The 14,636-nt window shown below is 65.1% G+C and carries 9 protein-coding genes; all 9 read right to left on the bottom strand.

Features of this window, described 5'->3' with window-relative positions:
- The 9 genes from ACQ4W7_RS14425 to ACQ4W7_RS14385 all read right to left on the bottom strand — a co-directional run bounded on the left by ACQ4W7_RS14425 (position 1) and on the right by ACQ4W7_RS14385 (position 14,627).
- A complete protein-coding gene (locus ACQ4W7_RS14425; protein WP_436531308.1) occupies positions 1-2,337 on the bottom strand; it encodes a DUF8189 domain-containing protein in 2,337 nt (778 codons plus the stop codon).
- Positions 2,338-2,501: 164 nt separating this feature from the next.
- Positions 2,502-2,978 carry a hypothetical protein gene (locus ACQ4W7_RS14420; protein ID WP_426071990.1) on the bottom strand — a complete coding sequence of 159 codons (477 nt, stop codon included), beginning with the start codon at positions 2,976-2,978 and terminating at the stop codon, positions 2,502-2,504.
- A 214-nt stretch (positions 2,979-3,192) separates the two neighbouring features.
- A complete protein-coding gene (locus ACQ4W7_RS14415) occupies positions 3,193-4,422 on the bottom strand; it encodes an acetate/propionate family kinase (protein WP_426071989.1) in 1,230 nt (409 codons plus the stop codon).
- Complete coding sequence (locus ACQ4W7_RS14410) at positions 4,419-5,834, bottom strand: bifunctional enoyl-CoA hydratase/phosphate acetyltransferase (RefSeq protein WP_426071988.1); 1,416 nt, start codon at positions 5,832-5,834, stop codon at positions 4,419-4,421. Before ACQ4W7_RS14410 ends, ACQ4W7_RS14415 begins: the two co-directional genes overlap by 4 nt.
- Before the next feature lie 9 nt (positions 5,835-5,843).
- Positions 5,844-8,120: a DUF3141 domain-containing protein gene (locus ACQ4W7_RS14405; protein ID WP_426071987.1), complete on the bottom strand. Its 2,277-nt coding sequence runs from the start codon at positions 8,118-8,120 to the stop codon at positions 5,844-5,846.
- A 48-nt stretch (positions 8,121-8,168) separates the two neighbouring features.
- Entirely contained in the window at positions 8,169-9,293 is a 1,125-nt protein-coding gene (locus ACQ4W7_RS14400; protein ID WP_426071986.1) for an ABC transporter permease, read from the bottom strand.
- A 4-nt stretch (positions 9,294-9,297) separates the two neighbouring features.
- Positions 9,298-12,048 (bottom strand): ribosome-associated ATPase/putative transporter RbbA, encoded by a 2,751-nt coding sequence (rbbA, locus tag ACQ4W7_RS14395; RefSeq protein ID WP_436531304.1) that lies wholly within the window; start codon positions 12,046-12,048, stop codon positions 9,298-9,300.
- Between the two features lie 2 nt (positions 12,049-12,050).
- Positions 12,051-13,124 carry an HlyD family secretion protein gene (locus ACQ4W7_RS14390; protein WP_436531302.1) on the bottom strand — a complete coding sequence of 358 codons (1,074 nt, stop codon included), beginning with the start codon at positions 13,122-13,124 and terminating at the stop codon, positions 12,051-12,053.
- An 18-nt stretch (positions 13,125-13,142) separates the two neighbouring features.
- Entirely contained in the window at positions 13,143-14,627 is a 1,485-nt protein-coding gene (locus ACQ4W7_RS14385) for an efflux transporter outer membrane subunit (RefSeq protein ID WP_436531300.1), read from the bottom strand.
- Positions 14,628-14,636: the final 9 nt, after the last annotated feature.

Here is a 14,636-nt window from a genome sequence, read left to right as displayed (position 1 = left end):
TCAGAAACACGATACCACGCCGCCCAGGCTTTCATAGCCGCTCACGGAGGGCGACCAGGCCGTACCGTTCCACGCCTTGTGGAACAGGGCGCCATTCGTGCCTGTGACAAACACGTCGAGGCGGTTCGGCGCCCAAGCCGTGGCGCGCGGACGCGAGGTGCACATGCCGCCCAGGTTTTCAACTCCCGTCAGGGATGGCGACCAGGCGGATCCATTCCACGCCTTGTGGTACAGGGCGCTATCGGTGCCGATGACAAACAGGTCGAGACGGTTGGCCGCCCACGACACGGCTTCCACCTCGCCCACGCAGATCCCGCCCAGGCGCTCGAAGCCATCGATGGAAGGTCCCCATGTCGCGCCATCCCACCATTTATGGTACAGGGCGCCGTCGGTACCCGTGACAAACACGTCGAGCCGGTTCGGCCCCCACGCCACCGCCTTCGGCGACGAGGTGCAGATGCCGCCCAGGCGCTCGTAGCCCGTCGGCGACGGTCCCCATGCCGTGCCGTTCCACCACTTGTGGTACAGCGCATGGTCGGAACCAATGACGAACACGTCCAGGCGGTTCGGCCCCCATGCCACGGCTTCCGGCTGGCCCAGGCAGATGCCGCCCATGGCTTCGTAACCCGTCAACGATGGTCCCCAGGCGGTACCGTTCCACCACTTGTGATACAGGCCGCGATCCGTGCCGACGACAAACACGTCGAGACGGTTCGGTCCCCAGGCCACGGCGCGCGGGTCGCCCACGCACAAGCCACCCATCGCTTCATAGCCGGTCAGCGACGGCCCCCAGGCCGTGCCATTCCACCATTTGTGGAACAAGCCGCTGTCGCTGCCCGTGACGAACACATCGAGCCGATCCGGCGCCCACGACACCACCTGCGGCGCACTGGTACAGATGCCACCCTGCCCTTCGTAGCCGGTGACGGACGGCGCCCAGGCCGTGCCATTCCAGTCCTTGTGGCATAACGCGCGGTCCGTGTCCAGCACGAAGACGTCGAGGCGATTCGCGCCCCAGGCCACGACGGGCGAGGAACTCTGGCGCGGCGTGGCGCCAGTGCCTCCCGTTCCGATGCCGATGCTGGCGCGCGGACCATCGAGACAGGCCTGCATGCGCGCCACCTGGCCCGCGGTGAACATGAACATGGCGGAATCGTCGACGTAATCCATGTAGTTTATGAACAAGTCGCCATTCGGCCCGTTACTGCAGGACACCTGGGGAAACGAGGGCTGGCCCATATTCGGCCCGCCCTGGTTCGGCGTGTCGGCCACATTGTCCGTGCCCGAGCACCCCGTGCCGTCATCGCCCCAGATATGGTTCAAGTTCAGCCAGTGGCCGATTTCATGCGTGGCCGTGCGTCCCAGGTGAAATGGTGGCGCGGCCGTGCCGATGGTGCCGAAGGCCGATTGCAGAATCACCACGCCGTCGGTGGCGGCCGGGCCGCCGGGAAACTGCGCGTAGCCCAGCAAGCCGCCGCCCAGCTGGCAAACCCAGACATTCAGGTAGCTGTCGGCCGGCCAGGCGTCCATCCCGCCCATCGCCTGCGACTTGACGGCATCGTCGGCGCCAAAGGAGGTCAGCGTCGTCTGGCGCCGCTCGATGCCGCTGGTAGCCGCGCCATGCGGATCGATCGTGGCTAGCGCAAACTCCACGCGCGCATCGGCCGTCAGCGGCAGGAACGGTGCCGGTGTGCTGTTCACATCCGGATTGACGCGCCGGAAATCCCGGTTCAGCACATCGAGCTGGCTGGCGATCTGCGCATCCGAAATATTCTGCGCGGCCGTATTCCACACCACGTGCACCACCACCGGTATCTGCGTCACGCCGGAACGTCCGGCAATGCCGCTGTCGCCCTCATAGAGCCCGGCCAGGTTTTCGATATCGGCGCGTACGTTCGCATAGGACGGATCTTCGGTCAGCAGGCGGCGATGCACGTCCATCGTGGCGCAGGTGCGCGTCTGCGGCGCACCGCCGCCCTGCCCACCATCACCACCGCTGCCCATGCCACCACCGCCCACACCGCCGCCGGTCCCCATGCCGCCGTCACCGCCGACTTGCATGCAACTGGTACCCGCCATGCCCTGCGGCGCCTGCTGCATGCCGCCAGCCGGCATGGCGCTGGCATCCGCTGCGACCGCGCCCTGGGTGAGCGCCGCCTGGTCCGCATACGACACGCCCAGGCGCGGCCCCGACATGGCATCGCCGCTCACCACATCAGCGCCGGCCTGCATGTCGCCTTCGACCGGCATCGCCTGCATGGAAGACATGGACGGCATGGAGGGCATGCCTTCAGCCGAACCGGTAGCCGGTGATTTTTTCGTTTTAGCGGTGCTCATGATGTCTCCCTTCGTCTGTTTTCCAGCTCACTATGGCACGGCGAAAAGCGGAGCATTTGCGCCAGATCAAGATCGGCAAGCGGTGCAAAAGAAAAGTGCCAGACGAAAAAAAGACAGCCGAAGCTGTCTTTTGGGTTTGCAGGCCGTGGCCCGCAAACAGGGAATTACTTGGCGGCGGCGGCCTTGACTTCTGCGTCGGCCTTGGCCTTGGCTTCTACCGTCTTGGTGGCGGCGAGGGCCTTATCGGCGTTCGCTTCCACTTTTTCCTTGGCGACCTTGGCGTTCGCTTTCACGGCCGTCTTGGTGGCTTTCGCATCGGCCTTGGCATCGGTTTTATCTGCCTTGGCTTCCGCTTTCAGCTTGTCTTCAGCATCAGCGTTGACGACTTTGTCGTGGGCCTTGGCCTTGGTTTTATTGGCCTTGTGATGGGCATCGGCTTTCTTTTCGTCGGCCTTCATTTCAGCCTTGGCGACATTGGCGTCAGCTTTGGCATCGACTTTTGCTTCCGAAGCGGCAGCCTTGTTGACGTCTTTTTGTGCGGAAGCCTGGGCTTTCACGACAGCTTCCGTGGCCGGTGCGGTTTGAGCGAAGGCGGCGGTAGCAAACAGGGTGGCGATCAGGGCGGCGAGTAATTTGTTCATGATGTGACCTTTCAATATGGATTAATTTTATTCTTACTAAAGGCGGGAAAAATGTTCAAAATTTGCCAGGCATCGCGCTGTTTCTTGATGTAGCGCAATGGCATGACGTCATAGTAAAGACAAAACTAAAACCAGACTGTGCGCTATCGCACTCAATGGAAAATATGTGCAATTCGGCAAATTCCCCATTGGGTGCAATGGCACTGTCAAATCCTCATGCGCTCACGGCCAGGGCCGCGTGGCGTGCCGCCACCCACTCTTCATTGGCCGGCTCCACGCCCACCACGATGCGGCTGGCCTCGGTAGAAATACGGCCGGCGTTGCGCACATTGGCCTCCGCGTCGAGCACGGGGCCAATAAAGCCCAGCTCGGCGCAGATGCGCTGGCGCAGTTCGGCGCTGTGCTCGCCGATACCGGCCGTAAACACCAGCATGTCCAGCCCACCCAGCACGGCCGTCAGGGCGCCGATTTCGCGCACGATGCGGCGGATATACAGGGCCAGCGCGGCGCGGATGCGTTCGCCCGTGGCATCTTGCCGGTTCTGCTGCGCCAGCAGCACCGGTGGATCGGCCGACACGCCCGACACGCCCAGCAAGCCAGATTCGTGGTAGAGCACATGCGCCACTTTTTCCAGCGACAGTTTTTCGATTTCCATCAAGTAGATGACCGCGCCCGGATCGAGCGAACCGCAGCGCGTGCCCATCATCAGGCCATCGAGCGCGGAAAAGCCCATGGTGGTGGCCACGCTGTGCAAATTGTCCATGGCGCACAGGCTGGCGCCGCTGCCCAGGTGCGCGACGATGACCTTGCCGCGCGCGACAGAGCCGAAGCGCTGCTCCAGCACCAGTGACTGGTATTCGTACGACAGGCCGTGGAAGCCGTAGCGGCGCAAGCCCCGCTCCCACGCATCGTAAGGCAGGGCCAGCATCTGTTCGACCTGCGGCACCGTGTGGTGGAAGGCCGTGTCGAAGCACGCCACCTGGGCGATATCGGGCCGCGATTCGAGCAGCACCTCGATCGCCTCCAATGCGAACGGCTGGTGCAGCGGCGCCAACGGCACAAAACTTTTCAGGTCCGCCAGCACCTTGAAATCGATGCGCACGGGGGCGAAATACTTGCTGCCGCCATGCACCACGCGATGCGCCACCGCGCGCAGCGGGCGCCCGGCCAGCTGTGCCACGACTTGCGCGCGGATGTATTCGAGGGCCGCGTGATGGGGCTGCTCCACATCGAGCTGCAAGGCGACTGCCGGCAGGCCGCCAGCGCGGTAAGTGGCACTTTCGCGGCCGATGCCTTCGACCTTGCCGCTCCATTGCGCCTGCTGCGGCAGCACGCCACCGGCTTGCTCGAACAAGGCGAACTTGATGCTCGACGAGCCGCAATTGAGCACCAGGATCAGGGCGCCGTCGGCGTATTCGCCGGCATGGTGGGCTGGTACGTTCATGGTGGCGTGCTCCGGTAATGATTGGCCAGCATCACGGCGATGGCGCATGAAGCGATGCGACTGGCGCGCGAGTCGGCGCGGCTGGTGAGGATGATGGGAATTTTCGCGCCCAGCACGATGCCGGCGCTGTCCGCATCGCCCATGTATTCAAGCTGCTTGGCCAGCATGTTGCCGCTTTCCAGGTCGGGCACCAGCAAAATGTCGGCGCGCCCCGCCACCTCCGAGACGATGCCTTTGACGGTGGCGGCGGCTATTGACACGGCGTTGTCGAAGGCCAGCGGGCCGTCGAGGATGGCGCCAGTGATCTGCCCGCGGTCGGCCATCTTGCACAGCGCGGCTGCATCCAGCGTGGCCGGCATGTCCGCATTCACCGTTTCCACGGCGGCCAGGATGGCCACGCGCGGTCTGGCCACGCCGATCACGTGCGCCAGGTCGATGGCGTTGCGCAAGATGTCGGCCTTCATGGCCAGGTTCGGCGCGATATTGATGGCCGCATCCGTGATGATGAAAGGACGCGGATACGCGGGCGTCTGCATCAGGAAGCAGTGGCTGACGCGGCGCTTGGTGCGCAGACCGGCGCTGGCGGCCAGCACGGCCGACATCAGTTCATCCGTGTGCAGGCTGCCCTTCATCAGCGCCGCCACCTCGCCCTTGCCCGCCAGTTCGGCGCCGCGCGCGGCGGCAGCATGGCTATGCTCGACATCCTCGATGGCGATGCCGGCCAGGCTCAGGCCAGCCTCCAGCGCCACCGCTTCCAGGCGCGCGCGCGGCGCCACCAGCACGGGCGTGATCAGGCCGGCCGCATGGGCGTCCAGCGCGCCCGACAAGCTCAGTTCATCGCAAGGGTGAATCACGGCCACCTTGATCGGACCCAGCGTGCGCGCCTGCTCCAGCAGGCGCCGCGTGCCGTCGCCGTTATGCAGGCGAACTTCGGGCAGGGTGGCGCGCTTGCGTTCGATCTGCTCGGCGGGCGCGATCACCTGCGCTTCGCCGTCGAGCACCACGGCGCCATGCTGGTTGACGCAGCGGCAGGCCAGCGTCACGTGGCGGTTGCGCGGCTCGAGCGCAGTGACGGTGACGGTGATGGCCAGCGTATCGCCCACGCGCACGGGCTGCAGGAAACGCAGGGTCTGGCCCGTGTAGACGGTGCCGGCGCCGGGCAGGCGCGTCCCCAGCACGGCGGAGATGAGGGCGGCGCCCCACATGCCGTGCGCGATCACGCCCTGGTAGCGGCTGGAGGCGGCAAATTCGGCATCCAAGTGCTGCGGGTTGTCATCGCCCGACATCACCGCGAACAGGGCGATATCGTCCATGCTCAGGGTGCGCGTGATGCTGGCAGTGTCGCCGATGGCGATCTGGTCGAAGGTGCGGTTACGCACGATATGCAAATCATTGTCTTGGGTAGTAGTCATCGTGATCTTCTAGGCAGAGGTAGTGTTTTTGGCAGGTTTGGCCTGGATAGCAGGCTGGGACGCAGTTTGAGATGCATGCGCGGCCGGTGGCAGCGCCTTCGCGTGCGCCTTGATCGCGCGGTCGAATACCTCCAGCATTTGCTGCAGGCTCGCTTCCTCGTCCGGCGTCGGCGCTTCAGGCACTTGCAGCACTTGCTGCAGCCATTCGCCCAGCGCGCCGATGGCATCCGGTTCGGCACGCGACAGCAAAGTCGGCAAGGCGGCGATGGCGGCATCGAAATCATGCAGCATCAAACGCGCCTGCTGGCGCACGATGCCGCGGAACTCCTCCATGTTGAAATCCTGCCGGTATTGCGGCTTGATTAATTTGAGGGCCAGGTTGACCCTGCGCTCGTCGGCGATCATGCGGAAGCGGTAGATGTAGAACAGCGCGCGCACGGCCGCTTCCACCAGAGCCCCGTGCTGCATGTCCTCGTCCATCTTGCGCGTTTCGCAGCGCACGTATTCGCAATGTTCGGGCGAGATACCGGGGTGAGGACGCGGCGGCGTGGCGTCGCCGATGGCTTGTCCCGTCAGCGCCTGCACCAGGGGGTTACCGTACACCAGGTCGAAGGTGGTTTCCTGCACCGTGTCGCGCCAGTCGCGCCAGCTGTTCAAGCCGGCCGTGATGGCGCCAGAGATAGCCTCCTGCATGGCCAGCAGCGGATTGTCGGGCGCCACAGGCTGGCGATGGGCACGCACTTTTTCCGCCTCTTTGGCCACCAGCCTGGCCAGTGGATTGTGGTCGGTCCAGCGCTCGTACGACACGCGTAGCGGATGCGTGAGCTGCAGGAAGCGCGCCGTTTGCGGCGTGACCATGGCGCGCACCCAAGGCTGCGCGAAGGTGCGGTACAGCGCCAGGTTCACTTCGGACACGCGCGCGGCGGCGGCGAACTTGCGGTCGTTTTCCACGCTTGGCTGCACGATTGCGCGCACGTCCTCGATGCTGCGGTGCTCGACCTGCAGCACATAGTCGCCGCTGGCCAGGTCGGCGTTCGGCGTATCGGGCGTCTTATCGACGATCCGCGCTTCGTAGATGCCGGCCGGCAGCAGGTTGATCAGGTCGATATTGCTGGCAAATTTCTGGTGTTCCTTGTGTCCCACCTTGGCCGACACGAAAATACCCAGGTGGCCGATGCTGTCATGCACGGCATACACGATGGTCTGGTCGTGCAGCAGCACATCGTTGTCGTCGCGGTACAGGTCCGTGATCCAGCCCAGGGCCTGCGGTGGCGGCGTGATGTTGTCGCCGTTCGAGCAAAACACGACGATAGGCGAACGGATATTGCGCAAGTCCAGGCGTACGCCGTCGGCGGTGATCAACTCCGCCGTGGCCAGGCGGTTGCCGATGAACAGATTGTCGACGATATACTGCATCTCGACATCGTTGAGGAATACGTGGCCGCCCCAGTATTTTTCAAATTCCAGATAGCGCGGTGCTTCCGTATCGATGTTTGCGTACAGATTGTACTGCTTGCTCCACAGAGTGTTGGCCGGGTTCAGCTTCTCGAAATTCTGCACCAGGCTGGCGCCGTCGAAACGGCCGTTGCCCAGGTCGCCCGCCAGCGCCGTGGCCCAGCTACCGCCCATCAGACCACCCGCATAGCGCATCGGATTGCGGCCATGCCAGCCGGCCCAGTACGACACAGGCGCGCCGGCCACGATGATGGGACCGAACAGTTCCGGGCGCATGGCCGCCGTCATGAGGATTTGCCAGCCCGCCTGGCAATTGCCGATGACGACGGGCTTGCCCTCGCTGAGCGGATGCAGGGCGATGACTTTCTCCAGGAAGGCCGCCTCGGCGTGCATCACGTCCTCCACCGTCTGTCCCGGCACGGGATCGGGCAGGAAACCGATGAAGTAGCACGGGTGACCGGCGCGCAGGGCCACGCCGATCTCGCTCTCGGCCTTGAAGCCGCCGATGCCGGGACCGTGGCCGGCGCGCGGATCGACGACGACGAACGGGCGTTTCGACGGGTCGGGCTGCGGCACATCGGGCGTCAAGATGCGCGCCAGGCCGTAGTTGACGGGACGCGCCAGCTCCAGGCCGGACATCACCAGTTCGGCGGGGAAATCCAGCACGTTCGGCACTTCCTCGGCCAGATGCTCCTGGTACTGGTTGCCGCGCCGGCGCATCACGTCCGCGTACAGCACGATGCGCTGCCACGAGTCGCGTGCATAGTCGCCCAGCATGCCCAGGGACGGCAAGCCGCCGGTGGAAAAAAATGGAGCAGATTCGATCTTCATGGCTATCCTTTTCATGCAAACAAACGCCGGAACATTCCGGCGCAGGGCCTACGCCATCTGGCTGATGGTCTTGCGAAAGCGCGCCAGAGCGAAGGTAAACAGGGCCGTGCCGATTGCCAGCAGGGCCAGGAACGGTTTCCATACCACGTCGATGCCGGCGCCCCGGTACAAAATCGCCTGGCTCAATTCGACAAAATGCGTGGTCGGTGCGATCAGCATGATGTTCTGCACCAGGTCGGGCATGCTTTCGCGCGGCGTGCTGCCGCCCGAGAGCATCTGCAGCGGCAGCAGCACGAGGATCAGCAGCATGCCGAACTGCGGCATGCTGCGCGCCACGGTGGCCAGGAAAATGCCCATCGAGGTGGTGGCAAACAGATGCAGGGCCGCGCCGCACAGGAACAGTGCGATCGAGCCTTCGATGGGCACATGCAGCATGCCGCGCACCACCAGGTTCAGCGACAGGGCGGCGGCCAGCAGCACCACCAGTCCCATCGACCAGACCTTGCCCAACATGATTTCGGCCGGCGTCACGGGCATCACCAGCAAGTGCTCGATGGTGCCATGTTCGCGCTCGCGGATCAGGGCCGCACCCGTGAGGATGATCGACAGCATCGTCACCTGGTTGATGATTTCCATCAGCGAGCCGAACCACGCCTGGCTGAGTGAAGGGTTGAAGCGCGCGCGCATCACCAGCTCCACCGGCGAGACCGTCGCGCCCCGGTAGCGCTTGGTGAATTCGGCCACTTCGCCGGCGACGATCTGCTGGATGTAGCCGCTGCCGCTGAAAGCCTGGCTCATGCGCGTGGCATCCACGTTCAGCTGGAGCTCCGCCTGGCGCCCGCCCAGCACGTCCGCCTGCAGCTTGGGCGGTATCGTCAGCACGAAGGTGTACTGGCCCGCGTCCAGGCCCGCATCGACCTGGCTCTGGTTGATCATGGCCGGCGGCGTGAACTGCGGCGGGAAGAAGGCCGCGGCGATGCGCCCCGACAGCGGCGAGCCATCCTCGTCGACGATGGCGATCGAGGCCATGTGCAGGGTTTCCGGCTTGGCCGTGGCGGCCACGTAGATCGCCAGCGTAAAGGTATACAAAATCAGGACCAGCATCATCGGATCGCGGATCAGGCTCCAGATTTCCTTCACGCCCAGGCGGTAGATATTTTCAAGGTGGCGCATACGCTTACGACTCCTGTTTCTTCAGCAGCGCCACCGTCACGCCGAGGATCACGGGGATCGCCACGATCAGGGGCCAGAACGAGGCGTGCAGGTCGCCGAATCCCAGCGCCTTGTTGAACACGCCGCGGCTGATATTGAGCATGTGCGTGGCCGGGTACATCAGGCCAATCGCCTTGCCCACGCCTTCCATCGACGAGACGGGATTGAGCAGGCCGGAAAACTGGATGGCCGGGATCATGGTGCCGATCATCGTCACGAACAGAGCCGCGATCTGGCTGCGCGTAAACGTCGAGGCGAACAGGCCGATGCCGGTGGCGCAGATATTGAAAATGAAGGTGGCGCCGATCAGGGTCGGCAAGCTGCCCTTGATCGGCACGCCAAAGGCGGTGACCGCCAGCAGCGCCATGAGAGCGAAGTTGAACATGGCCAGCACGACGTACGGCACCTGCTTGCCGAGCAAGAATTCCAGGCGCGTGACGGGCGTCACGTACAGGTTGATGATGGAACCCAGTTCCTTTTCGCGCACCACGGACAGCGCCGCCAGCATGGCCGGCAGCATCAGCAGCAACAGGGGAATCACGGCAGGCACCATGGCCGGCAAGCTTTTCACGTCGGGGTTGTAGCGATAGCGGGTCTGGATGGCGACCGGGTTGTTCATCTTGATGCCATAGCGGTGCAGGGCCTGGTCGGCCAGCCACAGCTGATGCATGCCCTGCACGTAACCCTGCACGGTTTCGGCGCGCATCGGCATGGCGCCGTCGATCCACGCGGCCACCTGCGCTGGTGCGCCGCGCTGCACGTCGCGCGCAAAGCCGGGGGGAATCTCGATGGCCAGCGACAATTCGCCGCTGCGCATACGCTGGTCGATATCGGCATAGTCGCGCAGCGGCGGGCGCTCGACGAAATAGCGCGAGCCGGCCAGGTTGTTCGTGTAATTCTGGCTCAGGGTCGTCTGGTCGTGGTCGAGCACCGCATAACTCAAGTCTTCGACGTCCAGGCTGATGCCGAAGCCGATCACGAACAGCAGCAGCACGGAGCCGCCCAGCGCCAGGGTCAGGCGCACGGGATCGCGCCGCAGTTCCAGGGTTTCGCGCCACATGTAGCTGAGCATGCGCCCCAGGCTGAAACGGCTGCGCTGCTGCCGGTGTTCCTGCTGCGGCGCGGTCGCTTCCGCCTTCTGCGCGGGCGCCTCGCTTTCCTGCGCCGCCGGCGCCGTGCCGCCGCCCGCCTCTTCCAGATAGGCGATGAAGGCCGCTTCCAGCGATGGCGCGCCCTTCTTGCGCACCAATTCGGCCGGCGCATCGCTGACCAGCACTTTCCCCGCATGCATCAGCGAGATGCGGTCGCAGCGTTCAGCCTCGTTCATGAAGTGGGTGGAAATGAAGATGGTGACGCGGTCGCGCCGCGCCAGCTCGATCATCAGGCGCCAGAAATTGTCGCGCGCGATCGGGTCGACGCCAGACGTCGGTTCGTCGAGGATCAGCATTTCCGGCTTGTGCACCATGGCCACGGCCAGTGACAAACGCTGGCGTATGCCCAGCGGCAGGCTATCGGGCAGGTCGTCCATCACCTCGCGCAAGTCGAAGCGCTGCGCCATTTCATCAATGCGCGCCGCGATCTCGCTCGCGGGCACGTGAAACAGCCGCGCATGCAGCACCAGGTTCTGGCGCACCGTCAATTCGCTATATAGCGAGAAGGCCTGCGACATGTAGCCGACCCTGCGGCGCGTGTCGATATCGTTGGAATCGACTTCCTTGCCGAACAGCCAAGCCTTGCCTTCCGTGGCCGGCAGCAGGCCCGTGAGCATCTTCATGGTGGTCGACTTGCCGCAGCCGTTCGAGCCGAGAAAACCGAAAATCTCGCCACGGCCGATGCGGAAATTCACATGGTCGACGGCCGTGAAATCGCCGAAGCGCATGGTCAGGTCTTGTGCCTCGATGGCAACGTCATGCGCGCTGGCGGCATCGAGCGGCGTGATGACCACGGGCTGGTGGCCCGCGCGCTTGGCTTCGGGCAGCAGCTTGATAAAGGCCGCTTCCAAGTTGTCGCTTTGCGTGCGCGCCAGCAGTTCGGCCGGCGTGCCCGTACCCCGCACCTTGCCGTCATCCATGGCCACCAGCCAATCGAAGCGCTGCGCTTCGTCCATGTAGGCGGTGGCCACCATCACGCTCATTTGCGGGCGCTGCACGCGGATGCCGGCGATCAGGTCCCAGAACTGGGCCCGCGCCAGCGGATCGACGCCGGTCGTCGGTTCATCCAGAATGAGCAGGTCGGGGTCGTGGATCAGGGCACAGCACAAGCCCAATTTCTGCTTCATGCCGCCCGACAGCTTGCCCGCCGGGCGCGCCAGGAAAGGCTGCAGGCCCGTGCTGCGGGTCAGCTGATCGATGCGGCGCCGGCGTTCGGCGGCATCATGGCCGAACAGGCGCGCGAAAAACTGCAGGTTTTCCTCGACCGACAGGGTCGGATACAGATTCTTGCCCAGGCCTTGCGGCATGTAGGCGATGCGCGGGCAGACGTCGTCACGGTGGCGCGCATCGCGCATGTCGCCGCCCAGCGCCATGACGCTGCCCTGCTGCACGGCGCGCGCGCCGGCCACCAGCGACAGCAAGCTCGATTTTCCCACGCCATCGGGTCCGATCAAGCCCACCATGCGGCCGGCCGGCACGTCGAGGTCGATGGCGGCTAGCGCCACCGTCTTGCCGTAATGCTGGCTGACGCCCTTGATGCTGACGACAAATGGGTTCACGTCCATGGTCACTGCGGAACCTTGGCCGTCAGTTCAGCGGGCCATGCCTGCTTCGCATCGAGACGCACCCAGGCCACGCCGGGCAAGCCGACCTTGACCAGCGCCAGGTGTTTTTGCAGCAGCTCGCGGCTGATCTGCGCTTTCACGCGGAACATCAGCTTCTGGCGCTCGCTGGCCGTTTCCACCGTTTTCGGCGTAAACTGCGCGCTGGCAGCGACAAAGGAAATCGTCGCCGGAATCACGTAATTGGGCGCTGCGTCGAGGATGATGCGCACTTCGCCGCCCATCGCCACCTTGCCGGCCGCCGTCTCGGGCAGGAAGAAGGTCATGTACACGTCCGACAGGTCGACCAGGTTGAGCACCTTGCCGCCACCGGCCAGTACTTCGCCCTGCTGCGCCACCAGGTACTGCACGCGGCCGTCGCGCGGCGCAGCCAGTTGACCATCGGCCAAGTCGGCGTCGATGCGCGCAGTGGTCGCTTCGGCAGCCGTCACGGCGGAACGCGAACCGACTACTTGCGCCTTGGCCGCGTCGATGGCCGCCTGCGCCGCCGTGACCTGCGCCTTGGCCGCATTCAGGGCTGCGGCCACGCTACGCACGCGGGCGCGGTCATCGTCGAGTTCCTGCACCGAGGAAGCGCCCTCCTTCGACAAGGTTTCGGAGCGGGCCAGGCGGCGCTTGGCCGCATCGAGTTCGCTTTCACGCTGCGCCACCAGGGCCAGCGCGGCCGCCTTGTCGCTCTCGCGCACGGCCACCTGCGCCTGCGCGCCAACCACCGCGTCGGAGGCCTGCTGCTGGCGCGCGCGCGCCTCGTCGCGCTGCGCCGTCAGGGAATCGACCTGCATGGTGGCCAGCGGCTGGCCCGCCTTGACGAAGTCACCCTCGCGCACGAGGATTTCCTTGACTCTTCCGGCCAGCTTGGTGGCAACGTCGATTTCAGTTGCTTCGATGCGGCCATTGCCGCTGACAAAACCTTCGCCAGGGCCAGTGGGACGCATTTTTTGCCAGGCCACATAGCCCAGCACGAGAACGGCCACGACCAGCGCCGCAGGGATGATTTTTTTCTTCAATTGAGCATTCATGGTATCGGGGCGATCAAATTAATGGGTGGAAGCGGCGGTGGAAGTGGCGGAGGTGTTGGCAAGTACGCCGCCGCCCAGCGCCGCATACAGGCTGACCTGGCTGGAGAGCAGCGCGCGGCGCGTCTGCACCAGTTGCTGCTCCACCGTCAGCAGGTCGCGCTGTGCATCGAGCACTTCCAGGTAGGGCGCGGCGCCATTGTCGTAGCGCAGTTTGGCCAAGCGCGCGCGTTCGCTCTGCGCGGCCAGGGTGGTCTTGCCGATGTCGACTTGCAGCGCCAGCCAGCGCCGGTTCGACAGCGCGTCGGCCACTTCGCGGAACGCGCCCTGCACGCTCTTTTCATAATTCGCCACGGCCACCTCGCGGCGCACCTCGGCCAAGTCCATATTGGCGCGGATGCGTCCCGCGTCGAAGATCGGCAGCACCAGGCGCGGCGCAAAATTCCAGGCGCCGCTGCTAGAATCGAACAGGCCGCTCAATTCCGCGCTGGCCGTGCCGTAGGCGGCCGTCAGTGAAATCGTGGGAAAGAAGGCGGCGCGCGCGGCGCCGATATTGGCTTGCGCGGCGCGCAGTTGATGCTCGGCCGCCACCAGGTCGGGGCGCTGCGCCAGCAAGGCCGATGGTAAGCCCGCATGCAGCGGCTGCAGCACGCTGGCGTCGTCGAAGCGGCGCACCTCACCAGCCACCGGCGTCAGGTCGACCGGGCCGCCCACCAGTTGGGCCAGCGCGTGCGCCTGCGCGGCGCGCGCCTGCTCCAACTGCGCCGACAGCGACAAGGCCTGGCTGAGCAGGGTTTCCACCTGCGTCAGGTCCAGCTTGGAAATCGAACCCACCTCGAAGCGGCGCGTGAAGATGCGCAGCGATTCGGCGCGGCTGTCGACCGTGGCGCGCGCCAGCGCCACCCGTTCATCGAGTTCGCGCAAGCCCAGATAGCCATTGGCCACCTGCGCCACCAGGGCCACGCCGACGGCGCGGCGCGCCTCGTCGCTGGCCAGCAGGGTTTGCAGCGCGCTGTCCTTCAGGCTGCGCACCCGGCCCCAGAAATCGAGCTCCCAGGCACTTACGTTCAAACCCGTTTGGTACTGCGCGCTCGTCATGGGGCGCCCCGTCACGCTCAGGTCACCGGGCACGCGCGCGCGGCTGCCGGAGGCGCCCAGTGCGATGGTGGGAAATTGTTCGGCGCGCTGGATGCCATACGCGGCGCGCGCCTCTTCCACGCGCAGGGCGGCGATACGGATATCGCGGTTGCTGGCCAGCGCCTGCGCAATCAGCGCCTGCAGGCGCGCGTCGGCAAAGTAGGCTTGCCAGGCGATGTCCGCAGCGTGCGCGCCAGCGGGATCGGCTTCCGGATACTGCGCCGCCACCGGTAGCGGCGGTGGCGCGTACGGCGGCGCCATCGAGGCGCAGCCGGCCAGGGCCAGCGTGGCGGCCAGCGTGGTGGCCAGTGCAGTGGCCAGCGCGGCCATCCTGGCGCACGCAGATAAAGCGGGAACAGGCATGATCATCTTCTTCCA

Origin of the sequence: Janthinobacterium algoris (assembly GCF_051380935.1) — a bacterium.
GTDB lineage: Bacteria > Pseudomonadota > Gammaproteobacteria > Burkholderiales > Burkholderiaceae_D > Janthinobacterium.
This window is presented reverse-complemented; position numbering and strand designations above follow the sequence as displayed.